At 63.1% G+C, this 23,088-nt stretch carries 21 protein-coding genes; 9 read left to right on the forward strand and 12 right to left on the reverse strand.

Going from position 1 to position 23,088, the window contains the following annotated elements; genetic code table 11:
* Nucleotides 1-2 precede the first annotated feature (2 nt).
* Together L8F45_RS22675 and L8F45_RS22680 are read right to left on the reverse strand one after the other, a co-directional pair.
* Nucleotides 3-1,238 carry a flavin monoamine oxidase family protein gene (locus L8F45_RS22675; RefSeq protein ID WP_342360100.1) on the reverse strand — a complete coding sequence of 412 codons (1,236 nt, stop codon included), beginning with the start codon at nucleotides 1,236-1,238 and terminating at the stop codon, nucleotides 3-5.
* Between the two features lie 8 nt (nucleotides 1,239-1,246).
* Nucleotides 1,247-2,215, reverse strand: coding sequence for a complex I NDUFA9 subunit family protein (locus L8F45_RS22680; RefSeq protein WP_342360101.1), 969 nt, complete (start codon nucleotides 2,213-2,215; stop codon nucleotides 1,247-1,249).
* Between the two features lie 144 nt (nucleotides 2,216-2,359).
* On the opposite strand from L8F45_RS22680, the gene secB reads away from it, so the two are divergent.
* On the forward strand, nucleotides 2,360-2,842 hold the full coding sequence (gene secB / locus L8F45_RS22685) for a protein-export chaperone SecB (protein WP_342360102.1): 483 nt from the start codon (nucleotides 2,360-2,362) through the stop codon (nucleotides 2,840-2,842).
* Between the two features lie 9 nt (nucleotides 2,843-2,851).
* Here secB and dnaQ read toward each other — a convergent pair whose 3' ends face one another.
* From dnaQ to L8F45_RS22710, 5 genes are read right to left on the reverse strand one after another with little or no spacing between them, the layout of a single operon-like run.
* Nucleotides 2,852-3,580 (reverse strand): DNA polymerase III subunit epsilon, encoded by a 729-nt coding sequence (dnaQ, locus tag L8F45_RS22690; RefSeq protein ID WP_342360103.1) that lies wholly within the window; start codon nucleotides 3,578-3,580, stop codon nucleotides 2,852-2,854.
* An 8-nt stretch (nucleotides 3,581-3,588) separates the two neighbouring features.
* Nucleotides 3,589-4,188 carry a dephospho-CoA kinase gene (coaE, locus tag L8F45_RS22695; RefSeq protein WP_342360104.1) on the reverse strand — a complete coding sequence of 200 codons (600 nt, stop codon included), beginning with the start codon at nucleotides 4,186-4,188 and terminating at the stop codon, nucleotides 3,589-3,591.
* Nucleotides 4,188-5,030 (reverse strand): shikimate dehydrogenase, encoded by an 843-nt coding sequence (locus tag L8F45_RS22700; protein WP_425329953.1) that lies wholly within the window; start codon nucleotides 5,028-5,030, stop codon nucleotides 4,188-4,190. The genes coaE and L8F45_RS22700 overlap by 1 nt, the downstream gene beginning before the upstream one ends.
* Entirely contained in the window at nucleotides 5,030-5,659 is a 630-nt protein-coding gene (locus L8F45_RS22705; RefSeq protein ID WP_342360106.1) for a Maf family protein, read from the reverse strand. The genes L8F45_RS22700 and L8F45_RS22705 overlap by 1 nt, the downstream gene beginning before the upstream one ends.
* On the reverse strand, nucleotides 5,656-6,486 hold the full coding sequence (locus L8F45_RS22710; RefSeq protein ID WP_342360107.1) for a pyruvate, water dikinase regulatory protein: 831 nt from the start codon (nucleotides 6,484-6,486) through the stop codon (nucleotides 5,656-5,658). Before L8F45_RS22710 ends, L8F45_RS22705 begins: the two co-directional genes overlap by 4 nt.
* A 386-nt stretch (nucleotides 6,487-6,872) precedes the next feature.
* On the opposite strand from L8F45_RS22710, the gene hemE reads away from it, so the two are divergent.
* From hemE to rho, 3 genes are all read left to right on the forward strand, one after another.
* The gene (hemE, locus tag L8F45_RS22715; protein ID WP_342360108.1) at nucleotides 6,873-7,898 is read left to right on the forward strand and encodes a uroporphyrinogen decarboxylase; all 1,026 of its coding nucleotides are present in this window, start codon (nucleotides 6,873-6,875) and stop codon (nucleotides 7,896-7,898) included.
* A gap of 9 nt (nucleotides 7,899-7,907) precedes the next feature.
* On the forward strand, nucleotides 7,908-8,339 hold the full coding sequence (hemJ, locus tag L8F45_RS22720; RefSeq protein ID WP_342360109.1) for a protoporphyrinogen oxidase HemJ: 432 nt from the start codon (nucleotides 7,908-7,910) through the stop codon (nucleotides 8,337-8,339).
* 194 nt (nucleotides 8,340-8,533) lie between these two features.
* Entirely contained in the window at nucleotides 8,534-9,799 is a 1,266-nt protein-coding gene (gene rho / locus L8F45_RS22725; protein ID WP_342360110.1) for a transcription termination factor Rho, read from the forward strand.
* 83 nt (nucleotides 9,800-9,882) lie between these two features.
* Here the strand turns inward: rho and L8F45_RS22730 are convergent, their stop codons facing one another.
* Both L8F45_RS22730 and L8F45_RS22735 read right to left on the reverse strand, forming a co-directional pair.
* The gene (locus L8F45_RS22730) at nucleotides 9,883-11,040 is read right to left on the reverse strand and encodes a M20 aminoacylase family protein (RefSeq protein ID WP_342360111.1); all 1,158 of its coding nucleotides are present in this window, start codon (nucleotides 11,038-11,040) and stop codon (nucleotides 9,883-9,885) included.
* A 14-nt stretch (nucleotides 11,041-11,054) separates the two neighbouring features.
* Entirely contained in the window at nucleotides 11,055-13,052 is a 1,998-nt protein-coding gene (locus L8F45_RS22735; RefSeq protein ID WP_342360112.1) for a thioredoxin domain-containing protein, read from the reverse strand.
* A gap of 88 nt (nucleotides 13,053-13,140) precedes the next feature.
* On the opposite strand from L8F45_RS22735, the gene mnmE reads away from it, so the two are divergent.
* From mnmE to L8F45_RS22760, 5 genes are all read left to right on the forward strand, one after another.
* Entirely contained in the window at nucleotides 13,141-14,475 is a 1,335-nt protein-coding gene (gene mnmE / locus L8F45_RS22740) for a tRNA uridine-5-carboxymethylaminomethyl(34) synthesis GTPase MnmE (RefSeq protein ID WP_425330040.1), read from the forward strand.
* Nucleotides 14,476-14,583: 108 nt separating this feature from the next.
* Nucleotides 14,584-16,476, forward strand: a complete 1,893-nt coding sequence (gene mnmG, locus L8F45_RS22745; protein ID WP_342360114.1) for a tRNA uridine-5-carboxymethylaminomethyl(34) synthesis enzyme MnmG — start codon at nucleotides 14,584-14,586, stop codon at nucleotides 16,474-16,476.
* On the forward strand, nucleotides 16,477-17,133 hold the full coding sequence (gene rsmG, locus L8F45_RS22750) for a 16S rRNA (guanine(527)-N(7))-methyltransferase RsmG (protein ID WP_342360115.1): 657 nt from the start codon (nucleotides 16,477-16,479) through the stop codon (nucleotides 17,131-17,133).
* Nucleotides 17,130-17,963 carry a ParA family protein gene (locus tag L8F45_RS22755; RefSeq protein ID WP_342360116.1) on the forward strand — a complete coding sequence of 278 codons (834 nt, stop codon included), beginning with the start codon at nucleotides 17,130-17,132 and terminating at the stop codon, nucleotides 17,961-17,963. Before rsmG ends, L8F45_RS22755 begins: the two co-directional genes overlap by 4 nt.
* Nucleotides 17,964-18,026: 63 nt before the next feature.
* Nucleotides 18,027-18,899 (forward strand): ParB/RepB/Spo0J family partition protein, encoded by an 873-nt coding sequence (locus L8F45_RS22760; protein WP_342360117.1) that lies wholly within the window; start codon nucleotides 18,027-18,029, stop codon nucleotides 18,897-18,899.
* Here L8F45_RS22760 and holA read toward each other — a convergent pair whose 3' ends face one another.
* The 3 genes from holA to leuS all read right to left on the reverse strand — a co-directional run bounded on the left by holA (nucleotide 18,900) and on the right by leuS (nucleotide 23,070).
* Entirely contained in the window at nucleotides 18,900-19,811 is a 912-nt protein-coding gene (gene holA, locus L8F45_RS22765) for a DNA polymerase III subunit delta (RefSeq protein WP_342360118.1), read from the reverse strand.
* 117 nt (nucleotides 19,812-19,928) lie between these two features.
* Nucleotides 19,929-20,465, reverse strand: a complete 537-nt coding sequence (gene lptE, locus L8F45_RS22770) for an LPS assembly lipoprotein LptE (protein ID WP_342360119.1) — start codon at nucleotides 20,463-20,465, stop codon at nucleotides 19,929-19,931.
* Entirely contained in the window at nucleotides 20,452-23,070 is a 2,619-nt protein-coding gene (gene leuS, locus L8F45_RS22775) for a leucine--tRNA ligase (RefSeq protein ID WP_342360120.1), read from the reverse strand. The genes lptE and leuS overlap by 14 nt, the downstream gene beginning before the upstream one ends.
* Nucleotides 23,071-23,088 lie beyond the last annotated feature (18 nt).

Here is a 23,088-nt window from a genome sequence, read left to right on the forward strand (position 1 = left end):
GACTAGCGCGCTTTTCCCGTTAGCTCCGCGATGATCTTGCGCGCCGCGCGCTCGCCCTCGCGCCATGCGCCGCCTGTTGTGTTCGCCTGCGCGATCGACGTCGCCTCGCTGGCGAAACGAACGCCGCCTTCACGGTGATGACGCATGACTTCGCGCGCGTCGGCTTTGCCCGGCGGACAAACGCTCCATGAACCCAAGGCGTGAGGATCGTTCCACCAGTCTGTCAGATGAAGAATTTCGGCGCGCGTTGATTCGGCGCCGAAATGCGAGTGAAGAAATTGGCGCACGAATTCGCTTTTCGCGTCGGCGTTCCCGTCGCGCCAGAAAGCGCGGTGCGGGCCGCCCAACTCGAAATAATGAAGATCAGAGCCGCCGACACAAGCGAGCATGGTCGCGCCGCGAATGCGGTCGCTGCGAAAGAGCGTGAGCTGGTCGGCGCCGTTTTCGTGGAGAGGACTTTCCGGCCAGCGCAGGATCGCATGCTCATACGCGGCGGGAATGAAGGACGCGATTGCGCCGGCCACCTCATCGGATAGCCCGGGCTCGAATGTGATCGCGCCTCGTTTTAGCAGCTCGACCGGAACGGTGACGATGACGCGGCGCGTGATGATGCTCTCCGTCTCAGTCGTCACTTCCAAATCCGCGCCGCGGCGCCTGACCGCAGTGGCCACGCTTTTCAGACGCACCGGCAAATCCTTCGCGAGATGCGTAATCAGCGCGCCATAACCATCGGCGAGAAAGCGATTCGACCCGTCATCGACGCGGTGGAAATCGATCGCGCTGACTTCCTCGACCGGAGCGCCGGAATAAAGCCCCATGTCAAAGGCGAAGGTGTCGCTCCAGTCGCCGACGTCGGGCAGACATTCGGACAGAGGTCGGTCGCGGCCGGAGCGCAGAACCTGATCGAGGATGCGATCGAGCCGCGGCCAGGCTTCGCCCATGGGACGTCGCTGCGCGCCAATCATGCGTTGGCCCGCATCATAAACAGGTCGAGCATCGGGCGCGCGGCGCGATGCAAAGCCGGCTTCGCGCGCCAACGGAACCAGCGGATTGCGCTCGGCCATATGCATCCAGTGTGCGCCGAGATCGATCGGGCGGCCGTCGATCGCCGCCGTATGAGCGCGGCCGCCGACGCGGTCGCGGGCTTCGAGAATTTCGACAGAGAGGCCCGCCGCGATCAGCGTCCGGCCCGCGGCGACGCCGGCGGCCCCGGCGCCGACCACTACGACGTCGGGCATAGCGCGGGTCAGCGCGCCTTCAGCGTCTCGAACTGGCCGGCCTTGCGGAAGCGCCAGAGATAGGCCGGCACGACCGAGTCCATAGCGGCGGGCGTGACGCCGACGCCTTCGAGCGTACGCTTCTCGGCGACAGCTTGTTCGCTAACGACATTGTCGGCCGTGAGCATGCGGACCTGATCGACGGTCAGCGGCGCGTTCGGCAGCAGCTCCAGGAATTGCGCCTTCAACATCGCGAGCGGCGTGGGCAGCGGGACGAGCAGCCGGCGGCGGCCGATCACAGACAGCGTGTAGGAGAGGAGCTCACGCATGCTCCTGACGTCGGGGCCGCCGAGCTCATAGGCTTTGCCGCCGGCGATCTTGCCGTCGACGGCGCGGGCGATGAATTCCGCGACGTCGCCAACGAACACCGGCTGGAATTTCGAATCGCCGCCACCAATCAAAGGCAGCGCCGGCGCGAAGCGCGCCAGGCTGGCGAAACGGTTGAAGAAGGTGTCTTCGGGTCCGAAGACGACAGAGGGGCGCACGATCACCGCCTGCGGAACCGCCGCAAGGGCGGCCGCCTCGCCGGCGGCCTTGGTGCGGGCGTAGGCGGAATCGGAGTCAGCGGCGGCGCCGATCGCGGAGATCTGGATCAGTCGGCTGATTCCGGCTTCCGCCGTCGCTTTCGCGACCGCTTCGGCGCCCGCGGCCTGAACCGCGTCAAAAGTCTGCTTGCCGCCCTCGGCCCCGATGCCGACCAGATTGATCACAACATCCGCTCCGGCGACCGCCCGGGCGACCGACTCGGGATAACGGACATTCGCCTGCACCGCCGTGACCTGGCCGACCACGCCCATTGGCGCGAGAAACCCGGCGAGATCGGGACGGCGGACCGCGGCGCGCACCCGGTATCCGCGCTTCGCCAAGGCCCGCGCCACATGCCGGCCGACGAAGCCCGATCCGCCAAACACTGTGACGAGCGCGCCCGTGGTCGCCATGAAACTCTCCCGGAAATGGTCCGCCGTTCCTATTCAACCGGCCCGCGCCTGTATAGACGGCGCGCCGCCGCAGCGCTTGTGACGCCTGCCTCGCCATGTTAGGCGCGCGCCAATTAGAGCGCCCCGGCGTTGCAGGAGAATATCATGGCGAACGAAGCCACCAACGGCGCCAAAACGCAGGAACCGCCGCAGATCAAGGCGCTGGCGCAGTATATCAAAGACCTGTCGTTCGAGAATCCGAACTCGCCGCGCTCGCTGCAGCAGCAGCCGACCCAGCCGGCGATCAACATTCAGGTCAACGTCAACGCCAAGCAGCTTGGGCCGAACGATTTCGAGGTCGAGCTGAAGCTGGAAGGCGGCGCCGGCGAGGGCGCGAACGTCCTGTTCAACTTCGAGCTGTCCTATTGCGGCGTGTTCCAGCTCGTCGGCATTCCGGAGGAGCAGAAGCACCCGGTCGTCATGATCGAGTGCCCACGCCTGCTGTTCCCGTTCGCACGCCAGATCGTCGCCGACTGCGTCAGCAATGGCGGCTTTCCGCCTTTCCTGCTCAACCCGATCGATTTCGGCGTGCTCTATCAGCAGCGCATGCAGCAGGAAGCGCAGGGCGCGCCGCCGATCGTCTCCTGATCGGATGATTCAGGCGGCGGCTTCGGGCTCGCCGAGATATCGCCGCCATACCGCCTTCGGACCCAGGGTCTCGACGAAGCGCGCATGCGCTTCGATGGCCTCGGCGTCGAGCCGCGGATCCAGTGGCGCCGGACGTTTCGTCAGCAAATCGACCGCGCCTGAAACGGCGCCGCTGCGGGAGGCGCCAGGACGCGGCGCGCGGGAAAGATCAAATCCCGCCTGCCGCCCGCCGCTGAGCTCGGCATAGACCTCAGCCAGAATTTCAGCGTCGAGTAGCGCGCCGTGCTTGGTGCGGCGGGAATTATCGATGCCATAGCGGGTGCAGAGCGCGTCGAGATTGTTGGCGGAGCCAGGATGCTTGCGGCGCGCGATCTGCAGCGTGTCGATAACGCGCTCCATGCCGATTGTCGGCAGGTTCACGCGCTTCAGCTCCATATTGATGAAGCCCATGTCGAACGACGCGTTGTGGATGACGAGGATCGCGTCGGCGCCGACGAAATCGACGAATTTCTGCGCGATGTCGGCAAAGAGCGGTTTGCCCTTCAGCATCTCGTTGGTGACGCCATGCACTTTCACCGCATCGGGGTGAACCTCGCGCTGCGGATCGATATATTCGTGAAAGACTTTTCCGGTTGCGATGAGGTTGACCACCTCGATGCCGCCGATCTCGATCAGCCGGTCACCCTTCGCCCAGTCGAGGCCCGTCGTTTCCGTGTCGAGGATGATTTCGCGGCGCATGTGACCCTTCAGTTCGCGCGGCCCGGCCGTCCCGCCAGCGCGCGGAGGATATCACCGACGGCGCGGCGCGCGGAATCGAAGCCGAGCGATGTATCAACAAGGAAGTGGGCGCGCTGACGCTTCTCCGCGTCGGGCATTTGCTTCGCAAGAATCGATTCGAATTTCTCCCGCGTCATGCCGGGACGCGAGAGAACGCGCGCGCGTTGAATCTCTGCGGGGGCCGTAATGACAACGACGGCGTCACAGCGTTTTTCGCCGCCGCTCTCGAACAGCAAGGGAATATCGAGCACAATGAGCGGATGTCCTGCGCGTTTCGATTCGGAAACGAAGCGATCGCTCTCTACGCGCACGAGCGGATGCACGATTCCTTCCAGAGTCCGAATCGCCTCCGAATTGTTGAGCACGCGCTGGGAGAGCAAGGCGCGATCGATCGCGCCGTCCTTCGCCACGCCGGGAAAAGCGGCTTCGACGGGCGCGACCGCAGCGCCGGAATAGAGCGCGTGAACCACGGCGTCCGAATCATGCACGGGAACGCCGCGCGCGCGAAACATTTCGGCGGTCGCCGATTTGCCCATGCCAATCGAGCCGGTGAGCCCGAGGATGAACATCAGGCTGCCTTCACGATATCGGCTTCGAGAATCGCGCGGAGTTCGGCCGTGACTTCCGGCATTTTCCCGAACCAGCGCGAAAATCCCGGAACCGCCTGATGCAGCAACATACCAAGACCATCAACGGTGCGCAGACCGCGCGCCTTCGCGCGTTTGAGGAGATCAGTTTCAAGCGGGATATAGACGATGTCGTCGACAATCGCATCGTCCGCAAGACCGTCCAGCGGGCAATCGAGCGCGGGTTGGCGCTGCATGCCGAGCGACGTCGTGTTGACGAGGAGATTCGCGCCGCGCAGCGCATCAGGAATCTCGTTCCAGCCGCGCGCCTGAGCTCTGCCTTTCGCAGCGGCTGCAAGAGCCTCTGCGCGTTCGACGTGACGATTCACCAGTGTGACATTTTCGGCACCGCGCTCGATCAGCGCGTGAAGAACGCCGCGCGCCGCCCCACCGGCACCGAGGATCACAGCGCGAATTGAGTTCTTGGTCCAGTCCGGGTGCGACGCGTCGAGATGAGAGATGAAGCCGAGCGCGTCCGTATTGTCGGCGCAGATCTTTCCGCTCTCGAACCAGACCGTATTCGCAGCGCCAACGGCGCGTGCGCGGTCCGTCAGCTCATGTGCGAGCGCGAACAGTTTTTCCTTGTGCGGAACCGTGACATTGCCGCCGGCGTAACCTTCATCGGGCATGGCCCGCAAAAAGCGCGCGAAATCATCGCCGCGCACATGGGCACGCTCGTAAGCGCCGTCGAGACCGAACGTTTTCAGCCAATAGCCATGAATCAGCGGCGAGCGCGAATGAGCGACGGGATCGCCAATCACGCAGGCTTTCTTGCGCCGATCCATCACGCCACCCATCCGATTCGGCGCAGAAACGATAATGATTGCGCCAGAGGAAGACCCAATATCACATCATGATCGCCATCGATGCGCTCGAACAGATGCGCGCCAAACTCCTCGATGCGATAGGAGCCGACGGACGATAGAGCATCATCGCCGACGTGATCGAGATAGGCGTCGATATAGTCGTCCGACAATTCGCGCATACGCAGCGTCGCCGTCTCGACGCAGGAGAACAGCAATGAGCCATCGCGCGCAAACGCGGCGGCCGAATGCAGACAATGAGTTTGACCGGACAATGCCTGCAGGAACCGTTTCGCTTCGGCGCGATCGGCGGCCTTGGTTCCCGGATGATCCAGCGCCTCAAGCGTTTGATCCGCGCCGAGCACGACGTCGCCGCGGTTCGATTCGGATGCGTTCTGGGCTTTGGCGCGCGCGAGCGCCAGAGCGCGATCGATCGCGTTGACGCCGCCTTCCCGCAATGGCCGATCGATAGCGCGCTCGTCGACATCGGGTTTCACGACTTCAAAGCGAATTCCGGCTGCGCGCAGCATCGCGGCGCGCGTGCCGCTGCCCGAAGCCAGGATCAGCGGGCGCGGCGACAACCAGGGCCAGGGTGGGGAAGGGTCACTCATTCCGCGATGAATTTCAGACGATGTTCCTGGTAGAGATCGATGATCGCCGCCGCTGTCTCCTCGATCGAGCGACGCGTCACATCGATCATCGGCCAACGATTGCGGGCGCAGAGCTTGCGCGACGCCGCGACCTCTTCGGCGACGGCGTCGCGATCGACGTAATTCGTTTCGTCATCGACGTTGAGCGACAGAAGACGGTTCTGCCTGATCTGCACGATGCGTTCAGGCGTCGCCACGAGGCCGACAATCAGCGGCTTGCGCGCTTCCTGAAGCTGCGCCGGCGGCGACACATTCGGCACCAGCGGCACATTCGCTGTCTTGATGCCGCGATTGGCGAGATAGATGCTCGTCGGCGTCTTCGATGTCCGTGACACGCCGACCAGCACGACATCGGCGGTCTCGATATCGTCGGGCAACTGCCCGTCATCATGGATCATGGTGAAATTCAGCGCGTCGATGCGCCTGAAATAATCGGCGTTCAAAACATGCTGCGCGCCCGGCCGCGCGGCGGATGCGGCGCCGAGATAGGACTGGAACAGATTCAGGATCGGATCGAGAATCGAAAGGCTGGGACAGCCGGCGTCCCGACACGCAGTTTCAAGCGCCCGCGCGATCTCTGGATCGACGATTGTGTAAAGGACGAGGCCAGGCGCCTGGGAGAGTTCGCGCGCGATGCGGTCGATCTGATGCTGCGAGCGCACCATGGGATAGAAATGCTCGATCCCGGCGACGCCCTCATACTGCGCCGCTGCGGCGCGGCTGATCGCGATCAGCGTCTCGCCGGTCGCGTCCGACACGAGATGGATATGGAAGTAGTTCCGGCCCACGCTCGCCGCCTCTCGCGATCGCGAGCCCCGGACCGGACCCGCAATCTGTGAATCCCTGTGGACGAGTCAGAAGGCTGCGGCAAGGGCGCCCGAGGCCTGTGATCTCCGGGCCGATTTGTCCACAGCCGTTCCGGAGCCGGAGGATTTATCCCGCCCTTGGGAATTGCGGGGACGACGCCGGCGACGGCTGTGGTTAACAGAGTCTGAGCAAGGCTGGTTAACAGAGCGTTAATATGCAAATTCGCCTTGCCAGACGGCGCTTCCGGGCGGCATGCGATTTCACGTCTCCGGCTGTGGCCGGTTCTGGATTCCGCCCCTCGACTCCCAATCTAAAGACTCAAAAGGATTCTTTCTTGGATTCTCTTTTTAGGGAAAAGGCGGGCGAGGTGGACAAACCCGTTCTCAAGGTCCTGTCGGGCGGCAGGCCTGAGCGCATGCCAATCTGGATCATGCGCCAGGCGGGGCGCTATCTCCCGGAATATCGGGCGACGCGGGCAAAGGCAGGCTCCTTCCTCGATCTCTGCTTCACGCCTGAGCTCGCCGTCGAGGTGACGCTGCAGCCGATCCGGCGCTTCGGCTTTGACGCCTCCATCCTCTTCTCGGACATCCTCGTCGTGCCCCATGCGTTGGGCCAGAAGGTCTGGTTCGTCGAGGGGGAGGGGCCCCGCCTGGAGCCGCTCGAAAGCCTCAACGGGATCGCCAGCGCGATTGATCTGGAGCGCCTTGCGCCGGTCTTTGAGACGCTCAGGACGCTGCGCCGGGAGCTGCCCGCCCAGACCACGCTCCTTGGCTTCTGTGGCGCTCCCTGGACCGTGGCGGGCTATATGGCGATCGGGAGAGGCGGAGCGGCGCATGACGGGCTGAGGACGCTTGGCTATGCGCGGCCTGATTTTGTCGATGCGCTTCTGGACCGATTGGTCCAGTCCTCGATCGATTATCTCTGCGCGCAGCTCGATGCGGGAGCTGAAGCGGTGCAGGTCTTTGAAAGCTTCGCCGGATCGATCCCGCCCGGCCAGTTCGAGAGATGGTCGCTGGGTCCGCTGACGCGGATCATGTCAGGGGTTCGGGCGCGACGTCCGGGGGCCAGGATCATCCTGTTTGCGCGTGGGGCTGGTGCCAATCACATCAGGATCGCGTCCGAAACCGGCTGCGACGCGGTCGGGCTCGATTGGCACGTCGATCCCATGTGGGCCGCAGCGCATGTCCAGCCGCTCAAGCCAACCCAGGGCAATCTCGATCCGCTGGCGCTGGTCGCGGGAGGGCAGGCACTGGAAAAAGGCGCCGACGCGGTGCTGGAAAAGCTCGGAAGCGGCCCCCATATCTTCAATCTCGGCCATGGGGTCACGCCTGAGACGCCGATCGCCCATATGGAGCGGCTGATCGAGATCGTCCGCTCCCATCGAATCGGCTAACACGCTCAGATGGTTGATCTTTACCCTTGGCTGAAGGCCGCTCATGTGATCGCCGTGATCTCATGGATGGCCGGCATGCTCTATCTGCCCCGGCTGTTCGTCTATCACTGTGACGCGCCGACGGGCTCGCCGCAGTCCGAGACCTTCAAGGTGATGGAGCGTCGCCTTCTCAAGGCGATCATCAATCCGGCGATGGCGGCGACGTGGATTCTCGGCCTCTGGCTCGCCTGGGACGGGTTCCGATTCCAGGGCGGCTGGCTGCACGCCAAGATCGCTCTCGTTGTTATCCTCTCCGGCCTCCACGGCCAGATGGTGAAGTGGGTCCGGGAGTTCGCCGAGGACCGCAATATCAGGCCGGCCCGCTTCTACCGCATCGTCAACGAGGTCCCGACGGTGCTGATGATCGGCATCGTCATCCTCGTGATCGTGAAGCCGTTCTAGGCAGGGTCAGGCAAGCGGGGCTTGTGCACCGCCGGCTTCTTAACTAGAAGGCTTCCGTCTTCCCCAGACATTCGATTCCGGCGGTGTGACGATTTTCGTCCGCCGGCGTCGCGACGCAAAGGCTGCGTCACTTTTTCCCCTCCTGATCGCTGCGGCGAGATTTGTCGCGGCCCATACTTCCAAGGTTCCTCCCCATGCGGGAAATCAAACTTCACGAATTAAAATCCAAGAGCGTCACCGAGTTGGTGACGTTTGCCGAAGAGCTCGAGGTCGAGAACGCCAGCTCCATGCGCAAGCAGGAGCTCATGTTCGCCATCCTCAAGCAGCTCGCGGCCAAAGAAACCGAAATCACCGGCGAGGGCGTCGTCGAGGTGCTGCAGGACGGCTTCGGCTTCCTGCGCTCGCCCGACGCGAATTATCTGCCCGGCCCCGACGACATCTATATCTCGCCCGCCCAGATCAGGCGCTTTGGCCTGCGCACCGGCGATTCCGTCGAAGGCCCGATCCGCAGTCCGCGCGACGGCGAGCGCTATTTCGCGCTGCTCAAGGTCAACACCATCAATTTCGAGGACCCGGAGAAAATCCGGCACAAGGTCCATTTCGACAATCTGACGCCGCTCTATCCGGAAAAGCGGCTCAAGATGGAGCTGGCCGATCCAACGAAAAAGGACCTGTCGGCGCGAATCATGGACGTGGTCGTGCCGCTCGGCAAAGGCCAGCGCGCGCTGATCGTCGCGCCGCCGCGCACCGGCAAGACCGTCCTGCTCCAGAACATTGCCCAGTCGATCACCGGCAACCATCCCGAGTGCTATCTCATCGTGCTGCTCATCGACGAGCGGCCGGAGGAAGTCACGGACATGCAGCGCTCGGTGAAGGGCGAGGTGATCTCCTCGACCTTTGACGAACCGGCGACCCGCCACGTCCAGGTCGCCGAGATGGTGATCGAGAAGGCCAAGCGCCTGGTCGAGCATGGCCGCGACGTGGTGATCCTGCTCGATTCGATCACGCGTCTTGGCCGCGCCTACAACACGGTCGTGCCGTCCTCGGGCAAGGTGCTCACCGGCGGCGTCGACGCCAACGCGCTCCAGCGACCCAAGCGCTTCTTCGGCGCGGCGCGCAACATCGAGGAGGGTGGCTCGCTGACGATCATCGCGACCGCGCTCATCGACACCGGCAGCCGCATGGACGAAGTGATCTTTGAAGAGTTCAAGGGCACCGGCAACTCGGAAATCATTCTCGACCGCAAGGTGGCGGACAAGCGCACCTTCCCGGCGCTCGACATCACCAAATCAGGCACCCGCAAGGAGGACCTGCTGGTCCCGGCCGACATCCTTAAGAAGATGTATGTGCTGCGCCGGATCATGAATCCGATGGGCACGGTCGACGCGATCGAGTTCCTCATCGACAAGATGCGGCTCACCAAGGACAATGGCGAGTTCTTCGACAAGATGAACACTTGAGCGCCGAAGCGCTTCGTTCGAAATCAGTCAGACCTTATCGCCGGCCTTGCGCCGGCGATTTTGTTTGTGATGACGCGTGGCCGTCAGCGAGAGAGACGCGTTTCGATAATCCTCGCGAGAAGGCTCGCGCCAATCGGCAGGAGCCGATCGTCCATTGTGAACGCCGGATTGTGCAGCGGCGCCGGCCCGCCATGGCCGACCCAGCAATAGGCGCCTGGCGTCACGCGGAGCATGTCGGCGAAGTCCTCGCTGTACATGGTTGGATTCGGCGCCGTGCTGACATTCTCGGCGCCGACGATCTCGCGCGCGGCTTCGGCCGCTGCATTGGATTGCGCGGGATGATTTTCGAGGACGTCAAACACGGAGCGAATTTCGACGGATATCTCGACGCCGAAAGTCGCGCCGATGCCGGCGGCGATCTCGCGGATGCGCGAAGCGACCAGCGCCGCGGCGTCGCGAGAGAAGGCGCGAACCGTGCCGGCGAGCGTCGCCTCCTCCGGGATGACATTGTAGGCCGAGCCCGAATGAACTTGCGTGATCGAAAGGACGGCGGCGTCGAGCGGATTGGCGTTGCGGCTGACGATTGTCTGCAGCGCGCCGATGAGAGCGCCGGCGACGACGACAGGATCGCGGCTCGCCTGCGGATTGGCGCCGTGGCTGCCCTTGCCCCTGATCGTGATGTCAAAGAAGTCAGCGCCGGCCATCACGGGACCGGGAAAGACGGCGATCTGGCCAAGCTTCATTTCGGGCGAATTGTGCAGGGCGTAGATCTCGTCGCAGGGAAAGCGCTCGAACAATTTGTCGGCGAGCATGGCGCGCGCGCCGCCCAAACCTTCTTCGGCCGGCTGGAAGACGAAGATCGCTGTTCCCGCGAAATTCCTGGTTTCGGCGAGATAGCGCGCCGCGCCGAGCAACATCGTCGTGTGGCCGTCATGACCGCAGCCATGGAAGACGCCTGGTTTCGTCGATCGATAGGAGAGGTTGGTGGCTTCCTCGATTGGCAGCGCATCCATGTCGGCGCGCAATCCGATTCGGCGTGATCCATCCTTGCCTCTCAGGATGCCGACGACTCCAGTTCGGCCTACGTTGCGATGAACTTCGATTCCCCACGAGGCGAGCCTGTCCGCCACGATCTGCGAGGTGCGCGTCTCCTCGAAGCCGATCTCGGGGTGAGCGTGAAAATCGCGACGGATCGTGGTCAGTTCGTCGGCGTATGAGTCGATCTGAGGCAAGGCTGGCATAGGTCGTCCTGAGTTCAGCGCAGCGCGGCGACGGCCGCAGCGATTTCGGAAGGTTGGGTGAGAGGCAGCGAGCAGCGTTCGCCCACGCAGACGAAAGCGCGGGCCTGATCACGCGCAGTTGCCATCATGGCGTGCGCGGGGTGATCGTCGGGGACTTTCTGATCCGGCGCGAGGCGCGCGACGATTCGATTCGGATACGGAACCGCCAGCGCCGCCATCGACAGCGCCGCCGATTCGGGGCCGGCGACAATGATCTGCGCCGCGGCGAGACGGAGATGGAGCGCGCTCCAGAGCGAAGCATGTGCGAGCGTTTGTCCTTGCATGGGGCGGGACAGGCTCTCGAACAGCCGGTCGGCGCGGGCCAGCAATTCGTCATCCATCGTCATGATGGCGCAGCGGATCAGCGCCGCGGCATAGACGCCATTCGCATTCGGAACCGCATCGTCGTGGGTGGGCTGAATCCGGACGATGAGCTCATCGCCATCCCTCGCATTCATGGCGAGGACGCCTGAGGACGGGTCAGCGTAGTTCGTAGCGAGGAGATCGAGATCCCGGCGCGCATCGACGATCAGCTCGGCGCTTCCATTGAGTTCGGCGAGGGAGAGCGCGGCGATCGCCATCGTCGCATGATCGAGAGCAAAAGCCGGCCACACGCCGACAGCGTTGCGCCAGGAATGCGCCAGCCGATTCTCCTGCGCGATCGATTCGCGGACGAACCGATAGGCTCGCTCGGCCAGCGCGATCCATGCCGGTCGATTCAGAAGCGTTCCAGCGCGCGCGAGAGCCGCGATCATCATGCCGTTCCAGTCGGCTAGCGCCTTGTCGTCGCGGCCTGGAGGAACGCGTTTGACGCGCTCATTGTGGAGTTTGGTCCGGAGCGCTGACAGCTTTTGCGCCTCGTCAGGTGTGGGGATCGGCGTGTCCAGTCGGTTCGGGATGTTGTGGCCTTCGAAATTTCCGTCAACGCTGATGTCGTAGATGCGGCTGAAGAAGGCCGCTTCGTCCGGACCAAGAATCGATTCGAGCTCGGAACGGTCCCAGACATAGTATTTGCCTTCGACGCCTTCGGAGTCGGCGTCGAGGCTCGACGCAAAGCCGCCGTCGCCGACAATCATCTCGCGCTCAAGCCAGGCGACAATGCCTTCGGCGGCCTCGCGAAAAATATCCTCGCCGGTGGCGATGGCCGCGAGGGCATAAAGCTTGAGAAGCTGCGCGTTGTCGTAGAGCATCTTCTCGAAGTGCGGCGTGAGCCAGCGGCCGTCGACAGAGTAGCGGGCGAAGCCGCCGCCAAGATGGTCGTGGATGCCGCCGAGCGCCATCTGGCGGAGCGTGATCAGAACAGGCTCACGGATTGCGGGGTCATGATCGCCGGCGCGCCAGAGCATGTTGAGGATTGGCGCGTTGGGGAATTTGGGCGCGCCCTGGATGCCGCCGTGAACAGGATCGAAGACGCCGATCGCGCGCTTCGCCGCCTCGGCCAGATCGGTGAGGCCGGGCGGCGTCGCCGGGTCTGAGGATCGAGCGGCGAGAGCGCTTTTCAGGGCGGCGGTATTGTGGCGAATGCGCTGGGGCTCGCCATGATAGATATCCGAGACTTGTCGGAGCAGATCAGGAAAACCCGGCTTTCCGTAGCGTGCGGTCTTGGGGAAATAGGTCCCGCCCCAGAAGGGCTCGCGATCCGGCGTCAGAAACATCGTGAGCGGCCAGCCGCCGTGTTCGCCCAAAGCGTGGAGCGCCGACATATAGAGATGGTCGACATCGGGGCGCTCCTCGCGGTCGACCTTGATGCTGACGAAGAGGGCGTTCATCACGTCCGCGACCGCCTGATCCTCGAAGCTCTCATGGGCCATCACATGGCACCAATGACAGGCGGCGTAGCCGATTGAGAGAATCACGGGCCGATTGAGTTTTCTCGCCTCGGCGAACGCGCCATCGCTCCACTCCCACCAATGGACCGGATTGTCGCGATGCTGGATGAGATAGGGGCTCGAAGCCGCGGCAAGCCGATTCATGGATGGCCCGATTCAGTTGACCCTGTTCCGGAAGGGAGACTAGACCGCCCGCGACCGGGCCGAAATGCCGGAATGAGAGAGCGGAATGATGGATCGCGGAGCGACGATCGTGGCGCCCGCAAGCGGGCAGGGGCGGGCGGGCGTCGCCGTGATCCGTATCTCGGGTCCGGCGACGGCGGCGGTTTTGAGGACGGTTGCGGGCGGCATTCCCGAAGCGCGTCGAGCAACGCTGCGCAAGTTTGTCGACCCCAAGACCGCTGAGGCGATCGATCGGGGTCTCGCTCTCTGGTTCCCCGGGCCGAACAGTTTCACCGGTGAGGATATGGCGGAGCTTCATATCCATGGTGGGCGAAGCGTGATCGAAGGGTTGCTCGGCGCGCTCGTCAAGGGATGCGGTTGTCGATTGGCCGAGCCAGGCGAGTTCGCCCGGCGCGCCTTCGCGAATGGCAAGCTCGACCTCGCGGCGGTCGAGGGGCTGTCCGACCTCATCGAGGCTGAGACGGAGGCGCAGCGCCGTCAGGCGCTCAGGCAGCTCGAAGGAGCTCTCGGGCGAAAGGTCGAGGACTGGGCTGCACGGCTGCTCGAGGTCATGGCGTGGGCCGAGGCGGCGCTGGACTTCTCCGACGAATCCGACGTCCCGGCCCGCTCCTTAGCCAGCGCAATGGAGTCAGCGGACGCTGTCGCTCGGGAAATGTCAGAAGCGCTTGCCAGCGCCAGTCAGGGTGAGCGACTGCGCGATGGGTTCATGGTCGCGCTCGCGGGGCCGCCGAATGCGGGCAAGTCCACCCTCCTGAATGCGCTGGCGAAGCGCGATGTCGCGATCGTCTCTCCCATTCCTGGGACCACACGGGATGCGATCGAGGTGCGACTGGATCTTGGAGGGCTGCCGATTACACTTGTCGATCTCGCGGGGATTCGTGACTCTTCCGATCCGATCGAAAGCGAAGGGATTGCGCGCGCGCGGCAGCGAATCCAGCGGGCCGACCTCGTTTTGTGGCTTGAGGAGGCCGAATCTACGGAATCTGGCCGTCAAGACGGGATGGAGACGGCGGTTCGCGTTCGAACGAAGGTCGACTTAGCCAGCAAAGTCGATTCGGGTGCGGAACCTCATAAACGGATTCTTAACCTTTCCGCGGTGACTGGTGAGGGCGTTGACGAGCTGCTGAAGCTCATACGGGCGCGGGCCATGGAAGGGCTCGGCGCTGGCGACGTGCTTGTGACGCGTGAGCGGCACCGCATCGCCTTGGGGGATGCAAGCGCTCATCTCAATCGTGCGATCGCGGCTTTTCAGCGTGGCGTCGGCGAAGAGATGGTGGCCGAGGATCTCCGTCTTGCTGTCCGCTCTCTTGGGCGCATTTCCGGTCGCGTGGACGTCGAGGATGTGCTGGGCACCATCTTCTCCCGCTTCTGCGTCGGCAAGTGAAGATATTTCACGTGAAACATGGCGGCGTGATTCACGACAATGTTTCACATGAAACAGGCCGCGCGGTTCCAAATTGACCCCGGCGCGACCCGGGATTAGAGCCCTGTCATGGCAAAGAGCGCTGATTTGACCTTTGACGTCGTCGTGATCGGCGGCGGGCATGCTGGCTGCGAGGCCGCCGCAGCGGCGGCGCGAATGGGCGCCTCGACAGCGCTTGTGACGCACAAGTTCGCCACAATCGGCGAGATGTCCTGCAATCCGGCCATCGGTGGTTTGGGGAAAGGACATCTGGTCCGCGAGATCGATGCGCTGGACGGGCTGATGGCGAGATGCGCCGATCAGGCTGGCATCCAGTTCAGGGTTCTGAATCGCCGGAAAGGCCCGGCCGTGCGCGGACCGCGAGCGCAGATCGATCGCGTGCTCTATCGGCGCGCAATGCAGGCGGCTATCGCGGCGCAGGCGAATCTCAGCGTCATCGAAGGGGAGGCGGCCGAACTCCTCATCGCTGATGAGCGCATTCGCGGCCTTTCGCTCGCCGATGGTCGGACGGTCTCCACGTCAGCGGTTGTGATCACCACCGGCACCTTCCTTCGCGGGCTCATTCATATTGGCGACGAGAAGATTCCTGCGGGCCGCGTTGGGGAGCAGCCTTCCGTGGGGCTCGCGCAAAGCCTCACCCGCCTCGGTTTGCCGCTTGGTCGGCTCAAGACCGGGACGCCCGCCCGCCTCGATGGAGCGACGATCGCCTGGGACCGGGTCGAGAAGCAGGAGGGGGATGAGACGCCAGAACCCTTCTCGAGCCTGACCGCAAAGATCGAAAACCGGCAGATTGCGTGCGGCATCACCCGCACCAATGCGGCCACCCACGCCATCATCCGGGAAAACATCTCTCGCTCGGCCGTCTATTCCGGTGAGATCGCTGGACGTGGCCCCCGCTATTGCCCGTCGATCGAAGACAAGATCGTCCGTTTCGGAGATCGGGATGGCCACCAGATCTTCCTGGAGCCGGAGGGCTATGACGACCCGACAGTCTATCCCAACGGGATTTCGACGTCGCTGCCGCGCGACATCCAGGCGTCGTTCATCCGCAGTGTCGTCGGGCTTGAGAATGTTCGGATCATCCGCCCGGGCTATGCTATCGAGTATGACTACATTGATCCGCGAAGTCTCTCTCCGACGCTTGAAACGAAAGCGGTTGAGGGGCTTTTCCTCGCCGGGCAGATCAACGGAACCACGGGCTATGAAGAGGCGGGGGCGCAGGGGCTTGTCGCAGGATTGAACGCCGCGAGGCGGGCGGGCGCAAAGAGCGGGATCATCGTCGATCGCGCCAACGCCTATATCGGCGTGATGATTGATGACCTCGTGACCAAAGGAGTCACGGAGCCCTATCGCATGTTCACGTCGCGGTCTGAGTTTCGGCTGAGCCTCCGGGTCGACAACGCGGACGAGCGCTTGACCGGCCTCGGGATAGGCTGGGGATGTGTTGCCGCCGAGCGCCGCGTCCAGTTCGATCGCAAGTCAGGGGAGCTATTAGCCGGCAAGGCGATGCTGGAGCGGTTGTCATTGACGCCGAATCAGGCGGCTCCGCACGGGATTGAGATCAATCGGGACGGCGTGCGGCGATCGGCTTTTGAGCTGCTTTCGCGACCTGGAATCGATCTCTCGCGGCTTATTGAAGTCTGGCCGGAGCTCGCGGCGATCCCTGATTCGATTCGGCCTCGAATTGAACACGACGCTATCTACGCCTCTTATGTTGATCGTCAGCGGGCTGATATCGAAGCGTTCAGGGATGATGAGGGCTTGGAATTGCTTGAGAATTTTGATTTCTCGCGACTTTCCGGCTTGTCGAACGAAGTCAGGCAGAAGCTGGAATTGATTCGGCCCCGAACTGTCGGGCAAGCCGGCCGCATTGAGGGAATCACGCCTGCCGCCCTATTGCTATTGGCTGCAGCCGCCCGGCGGAACGCGCCACGCCCAGCACAGGCGCAAAGAGGTCAATAGGTGGATCGCGCCGAGGTCGCGAGAATCCTCGATGTTTCACATGAAACATTGGGGGCGCTTGATCGATATATCGATCTGCTTCGCAAATGGCAGGCGCGAATCAATCTGGTCGCTGCGCCGACGCTTGATGACGTCTGGGCGCGTCACATTCTCGACTGCGGACAGCTTTTGGCCTTCGCTCCGGAAACGGCGGAGCGCTGGGTCGATATTGGCAGCGGCGCCGGACTGCCTGGGCTGGTTCTGGCGATCCTGTTACGGGAAAAGCGCCCAACCGATCGAATGGTTTTGGTCGAGTCGAATCAGAAGAAATGCGCCTTTCTGCTGGAAGCGATCCGCGTAACTGGAGCGCCGGCCAGCGTGCGCTCCGGGCGAATTGAACAGGTCGTGAGCGGTCCAGCGGCTCCGGAATGCGACGTTGTGACCGCCAGGGCGCTGGCTCCGCTCAAAGATTTGCTCGAACTCGCATCTCCTTTGTTGATGAAGGGCGCGATGGGCTTGTTTCCCAAGGGCCAAGATGTTGATGCTGAATTGACCGACGCCGCTAAATCTTGGAAGATGGAAGTCAAGTTGTTGCCTAGTCTGACAGATCCCCACGGCCGGATCGCGTGCGTCAGGGCGCTTGCGTCTCGTCTTTCCAGTGACGGAACTCTGTCATGACCTCGAATTCGATCGATCTTCTGCCGGCCGACAAGGCTGCGCGCATTATCGTCATCGCCAACCAGAAGGGCGGCGTCGGCAAAACGACAACCGCCATCAATCTTGGTACGGCGCTGGCTGCGATTGGCGAGAGTGTGCTGATCGTCGACCTCGACCCCCAAGGCAACGCCTCGACGGGCCTCGGCATCGATCGCAAATCTCGTCGCATCTCCACCTATGATGTGCTGGTCGGCGATGCGCAGCTTGGGCAGTCCATCGTCGCGACCCGAGTTCCGAACCTCTCGGTGGCGCCGTCGACGCTTGACCTTCTCGGCGTCGAGCTGGAGATCGCTTCAGAGCGGGATCGCGCGACGCGACTCCGGGCCGCGATCCGGGCGCATCGCGAAGATCAAACGCAACCGCAATTCTCCTACATTCTCATCGACTGCCCGCCGTCGCTCAACCTGCTGACAATCAATGCGTTGACGGCGTCAGATGCGGTGCTGGTGCCGCTGCAGTGCGAGTTCTTCGCGCTCGAAGGTTTGAGCCAGATCCTCAAGACGGTGGAGCAGGTGCGAGCGTCGCTTAATCCGGGGCTGACGATCCATGGGATCGTGCTGACCATGTTCGATCCCCGGAATAATCTCGCCGGCCAGGTCGTGGCGGATGTCCGTCAGATCATGGGCGACAAGGTTTATGACACGATCATCCCGCGTAATGTCCGGGTCTCCGAAGCGCCGTCGCACGGCAAGCCGGCATTGCTTTACGATCTGAAATGCGCGGGATCGCAGGCCTATCTCCGTCTGGCGTCGGAGGTTATCAAGCGCGAACAGAACCTTCTCGCCGCCTAAGTCTAGAGCTGGCTGAGTGATATCCTGGGATAGGCGGGGAGCATGGCGATTCGGGAGCGTGTGATGGCGGACGATTCTCACCGGCCGCGACTCGGGCGGGGTTTGGCCGCCCTGATTGGTGATGTGGGAGACGAAAGCGAGGCGTTGACCCGTTCGCGGGGGCAAAAGCGCGTTCCGATCGAATTCCTGAAGCCTAATCCTAAAAATCCGCGCCGTTCCTTCAGCGAGGACGAGCTCGACGAACTCGGCGCGTCCATCCGCGAAAAGGGCATTCTGCAGCCCATCCTCGTTCGCGCCATTCAGGGGTTGGCTGACGCCTATGAGATCATCGCCGGTGAGCGGCGCTGGCGTGCGGCGCAGCGAGCCGGACTCCATGATGTGCCTGTGATCGCCGTTGAGGCGAGCGATCGCGACGCCATGGAAATGGCGATCATCGAAAACGTCCAGCGCTCCGATCTCAACGCGATGGAGGAAGCGGGCGGCTACGACCGGTTGATGAGCGAGCACGGCTATACGCAGAACGATCTCGCCAAGGTGATCGGCAAGAGCCGCAGCCATGTCGCGAATACGCTGCGGTTGCTGAAATTGCCGGATGCGGTGCGCTCCTCGGTGGAAGACGGCTCACTCTCCGCCGGCCATGCGCGCGCCCTGCTTGCGGTCGCCGATCCCGAAAAGGTCGCGAAGATGGTGGTCGATCAGGGGCTTACCGTTCGCGACGTCGAGCGGATTGGCCAGCGCGGCGCTGAATCGGCGCCGGAGAAGAAAGGCCGCAAGACTGCGCCCAAGGATCCTGACACGCTCGCCGTTGAGAAAGCGTTGGAAGAAGTCCTCGGCCTTGCGGTTTCGATCGATCATCGCGGCGAGGGCGGAGAAGTCCGCATCAAATATCGCACGCTTGAGCAGCTTGACGGCCTCTGCCGCCGACTCAAGCACTGATCAGCCGGCTCTTCGTGCGCCAAGCGCGATTCTGAGCAAGGTTCGATCGAGCGTCGCAATCGCCAGCTCGCTATTGGCGCGGCTGGCGAGGATCGACTCGCCGAGTTGGCGAATTGTCGGCGCCATACCTTCGCGCTTCCAGATTTGAAGCTGTCGCTCGAAAGCAGCGCGGCGGCGGAAGAACGGAATCGCTCGTTCGGCGACTGTGCGGGCTTGTTGGCCGGCATCGACTTGGGCGAGCGCCTGCGCCAGCGTCCAGGAATGGGTGAGGGCGGCCGAAAGAATCATGTCCGGCCGCTCGCCCTCCGCGAGAAGTTTCGACAAGGCGGGGAGCATCTGGCCGGTGTTGCCGCCAAAAGCGCCGTCGATTGCTTCATTGAGCGCGGCCGCCGAGGCGTCGCCGACAACGGCCTCGACATCTTCTGCGGTGACCTGATTGGATCCCGTCGCATAGGTGATCAGCTTCTCGACTTCACCGCGGCTCGCGAGCCGGTCGCCGCCCAGCATGGACAACAACAGCTCTTCCGCTTCCGGATCGATCGAAAGCCCCACCTTTCGAAAGCTCTCGCTGACCAGGCGCTGCAGCTCCGCGGGATCGTCGGCGTAGCAGGCAATGACGGCGGCGGTCGAAGATTTCTCGCAAGCGACGCGCAGCGGGGCGGACTTCTTGAGATCACCCGCCTCGAGAACGACGGCTGCATCCCGAGGAGGAGCGCGCAGCAAGGGTTCGACCGCGGACACGATGTTTTTCGATCCAACGCGAACGCGCAGGGCCTTCCGGCCGCCAAATAATCCGATCGCGTTCGCTTCATCGGCCAGTTTGAGCGGATCGCTGGCGATTTCGTCGCCTTCCATACGGATAAGCTGAAACGGATCAGATGGGTCAGCGACGGACGCCGCTGATACGGCCATGGCGCGCTCCGCAACCAGGCCGGCGTCTGGTCCGTAAATCAGAACAACGGGATATCGCGGATCAGGTTTCTTGAGGAACCGGTCCGTTTCGCCGCGACCAAGCGCCGTCATGAGAGATCAGGACGACCGATTCGCCATCGCCGCCGCAACACGCGTCCGGATCTGATCGGCCAGAAGTTTGGCGATGCGAATTTCGGCATCGCGCGCGGCGCGCACGGTGGCGTAGCGCTGGGTGGATCGATCATAGGTGGCGCTGCCGACAGCGGTCCCTTCAAAGATCGTCTTGCCGTCGCCAATGTTGACCAACGTGAACTTGGCGTTGCCGGTCAGCGTGGCGGATTCAGCGCGTGCGCTCGCAGTGTCAACGATGGCCGCCGCCTGCCCGAGATACGGGGTGATCGTCAGCCGATATCGCTTGGGCGATGGCGTTCCCGATCCATCCAGCATGAACATCAGTTCGCTGCGGAGATAATGGCCGAGACGATCAGGTATTTCAGGCACTTCGATCGCCGCGAGTTCGCTTTGCATGGAGGCCCCGGCAGCGGTTTCGCCATAGAGCGGCCGGAAACAACCCGCGAGCGAGAGCGAGACGAGCGCGGACAGCGCGAAAGCGGCGGCGCGCCGCGAGAATCGGCTCATTTCAGGCGACGACATTGACGATCCTCTGGGGTACGACAATGAACTTCCGAACCGGCCGGCCTTCCATCGCCCGTTGCACCGCGTCCAGCGCCAGCACGGCCGATTCGATCTCTTTGTCATCGGCGTCGCGAGCGACGGTCACGTCGGCGCGTTTGCGGCCATTTACTTGCACCGGCAAAGTAATTTGCTCCTCGATCAGCTTCGCCCGATCGAGCGTCGGCCAGGGCGCTTCCGCCGCCAGGCCGCCGCCCTCAAGCGCAGCCCAGCATTCTTCCGCCAAGTGCGGCATCATCGGGGCCATCATCTGCAAAAGCATAAAGGTGGCTGTGCGCAACGCAGTCGGCGCCTTCGCTTTGCCGGCTTCCGATTCCAATGTGTTGGTCAGGGTATAGAGGAACGCGACGGCTCGATTGAAACCCAATCCTTCGATCGCCCGCTCGACCTGCTCCAGCGTCTTGTGCGCAGCCTTCAGGATAGCTTCGGCGTGGGCGATATCATCCGCGATCCGCTGCGCCGACTTCACCTGATTGACCAACCGCCAGACACGCTGGGCGTAACGATACGCCCCCTGAACGCCGTCCTCCGTCCAGATCACGTCGCGTTCGGGGGGCGAATCCGACAGCATGAACCAGCGCGCCGTGTCGGCGCCCCAGGAGCCGAGAATGTCATCGGGATCGACCACATTCTTCTTCGACTTCGACATCTTCTCGATCGGACCGATCTCGATCGGCGCGCCGGTGTCGACATGCGCGGCCTTCCGGGCGCCGCCTTCGCCCTCGATGCGCACTTCGCTCGGCAGCACGTAGGCGCCATCGGCGGCGCGATAAGTCTCGTGGACCACCATGCCCTGCGTGAAGAGGCCCTGAAACGGCTCCTCGACCTCATTCACATGGCCGGTGACCTTCATCGCGCGTGAGAAGAAGCGCGAATAGAGCAGGTGCAGAATCGCATGCTCGATGCCGCCGATATACTGATTGACCGGCAGCCAGCCGGTCTTGCCGTCCACCGCCGACAGGGTTGTCGGGGCCTGATCGTTCTGTGGGTCGGTGAAACGGGCGAAGTACCAGGACGAATCGACGAAGGTGTCCATGGTGTCGGTGTCGCGCCGCGCCGGCTTGGCGCATTGCGGGCAGGCGACGTGTTTCCAGCTCGGATGGTGATCGAGCGGATTGCCTGGCTTGTCGAAGGTGACGTCGTCGGGGAGACGCACCGGCAGATCGCCGATCGGAACCGGGACCGCGCCGCAATCGTCGCAATGGATCACCGGGATCGGACAGCCCCAATAGCGCTGCCGCGAGATCAGCCAATCGCGCAGGCGAAAATTGACTTTGCGCTGCGCGGCGGCGCGGCCGGCAAGCTGCTGCTTTTCCAATCGCGACGCCGCTTCCGCGAACGCCGCCGCTGTCGACAGCCCGTCCATGAAGCGGGAATTGATCATCACGCCGTCATCGACATAAGGTTTGCCGGCTTGTATTTCCGCCAAAACAGCATCGCGGATCGCCGGATCGCTAGGAACAACCACGGGGATCACAGGCAGCTCATACTTGCGCGCAAACTCCATGTCGCGCTGGTCGCCGCCGGGGCAGCCGAAGATCGCGCCGGTTCCGTAATCCATGAGAATGAAGTTCGCGACGTAAACGGGCACCCGCCAGTTCGGATCGAACGGATGGATCGCCTTGATCCCTGTATCGAAGCCCATCTTTTCCGCGGTCTCGAGCGTGGCGACCGACGTGCCCATGCGCCGGCATTCGTCACAGAAGGCCGCGAGTTCAGGATTCGTAGCAGATGCGGCCTTCGCGAGCGGATGGTCCGCTGCGACGGCCATGAAGGAGGCGCCGAACAGGGTGTCGGGCCGCGTCGTGTAAATCTCAAGCTCGCCAAAGCCTGCCGGCGCGCCTTCCGGCGCCAGGGCCCAGCGCAGCAGCAGACCTTCCGAGCGGCCGATCCAGTTGCGCTGCATCAGCTTGACCTTTTCCGGCCAGCGATCGAGCGTATCGAGCCCGTCCAGCAGCTCCTGCGACATGGATGTTATCTTCAGGAACCATTGGGTCAGGTCGCGCTGTTCAACGAGCGCATTGGAGCGCCAGCCGCGGCCGTCGATCACCTGCTCGTTGGCGAGCACGGTCATGTCGACCGGGTCCCAGTTCACCTTGGCTGACTTGCGCTCGACCAGCCCGGCCTTCCAGAAGTCGAGAAACATCTTCTGCTGGTGGCGGTAATAGCCGGGATCGCAGGTCGCGAGTTCGCGGGCCCAGTCCAGCGAGAGGCCCATGGTCTTGAGCTGCGCCTTCATGGTCGCGATGTTCTGATAGGTCCAGTCGCGCGGATTGACCTTGTTGTCGCGCGCCGCGTTCTCGGCCGGCAGGCCAAAGGCGTCCCAACCCATGGGGTGGAGGACATTATAGCCCTTCGCCCTCATATAGCGGGCGACAACGTCTCCCATCGTGTAGTTCCGGACGTGCCCCATATGGATGCGGCCGGAGGGATAGGGAAACATCTCAAGGACGTAATATTTCGGGCGCGGATCGTCATTGCGCGTGCGGAAAAGTTCGCGCGACTCCCATGCCGCCTGCCAGCGTGGCTCCGCTTCCTTGGGATTGTAACGTTCAATTTGGGTCATGAAGCCGCAGGCGCGAAA

It is taken from the genome of Terrirubrum flagellatum (assembly GCF_022059845.1).
GTDB classification, from domain to species: domain Bacteria; phylum Pseudomonadota; class Alphaproteobacteria; order Rhizobiales; family Beijerinckiaceae; genus Terrirubrum; species Terrirubrum flagellatum.

Coding starts and splice junctions, on each gene's coding strand:
- L8F45_RS22735 (WP_342360112.1), bottom strand. CDS start 13,052: ATGAATCGGCTTGCCGCGGCTTCGAGCCCCTATCTCATCCAGCATCGC.
- mnmE (WP_425330040.1), top strand. CDS start 13,141: ATGGATCGCGGAGCGACGATCGTGGCGCCCGCAAGCGGGCAGGGGCGG.
- L8F45_RS22755 (WP_342360116.1), top strand. CDS start 17,130: ATGACCTCGAATTCGATCGATCTTCTGCCGGCCGACAAGGCTGCGCGC.
- L8F45_RS22760 (WP_342360117.1), top strand. CDS start 18,027: ATGGCGGACGATTCTCACCGGCCGCGACTCGGGCGGGGTTTGGCCGCC.
- L8F45_RS22730 (WP_342360111.1), bottom strand. CDS start 11,040: ATGCCAGCCTTGCCTCAGATCGACTCATACGCCGACGAACTGACCACG.
- hemJ (WP_342360109.1), top strand. CDS start 7,908: ATGGTTGATCTTTACCCTTGGCTGAAGGCCGCTCATGTGATCGCCGTG.
- secB (WP_342360102.1), top strand. CDS start 2,360: ATGGCGAACGAAGCCACCAACGGCGCCAAAACGCAGGAACCGCCGCAG.
- L8F45_RS22675 (WP_342360100.1), bottom strand. CDS start 1,238: ATGCCCGACGTCGTAGTGGTCGGCGCCGGGGCCGCCGGCGTCGCCGCG.
- L8F45_RS22680 (WP_342360101.1), bottom strand. CDS start 2,215: ATGGCGACCACGGGCGCGCTCGTCACAGTGTTTGGCGGATCGGGCTTC.
- leuS (WP_342360120.1), bottom strand. CDS start 23,070: ATGACCCAAATTGAACGTTACAATCCCAAGGAAGCGGAGCCACGCTGG.
- coaE (WP_342360104.1), bottom strand. CDS start 4,188: ATGTTCATCCTCGGGCTCACCGGCTCGATTGGCATGGGCAAATCGGCG.
- lptE (WP_342360119.1), bottom strand. CDS start 20,465: ATGTCGTCGCCTGAAATGAGCCGATTCTCGCGGCGCGCCGCCGCTTTC.
- holA (WP_342360118.1), bottom strand. CDS start 19,811: ATGGCCGTATCAGCGGCGTCCGTCGCTGACCCATCTGATCCGTTTCAG.
- L8F45_RS22705 (WP_342360106.1), bottom strand. CDS start 5,659: ATGAGTGACCCTTCCCCACCCTGGCCCTGGTTGTCGCCGCGCCCGCTG.
- L8F45_RS22700 (WP_425329953.1), bottom strand. CDS start 5,030: ATGGATCGGCGCAAGAAAGCCTGCGTGATTGGCGATCCCGTCGCTCAT.
- dnaQ (WP_342360103.1), bottom strand. CDS start 3,580: ATGCGCCGCGAAATCATCCTCGACACGGAAACGACGGGCCTCGACTGG.
- mnmG (WP_342360114.1), top strand. CDS start 14,584: ATGGCAAAGAGCGCTGATTTGACCTTTGACGTCGTCGTGATCGGCGGC.
- rho (WP_342360110.1), top strand. CDS start 8,534: ATGCGGGAAATCAAACTTCACGAATTAAAATCCAAGAGCGTCACCGAG.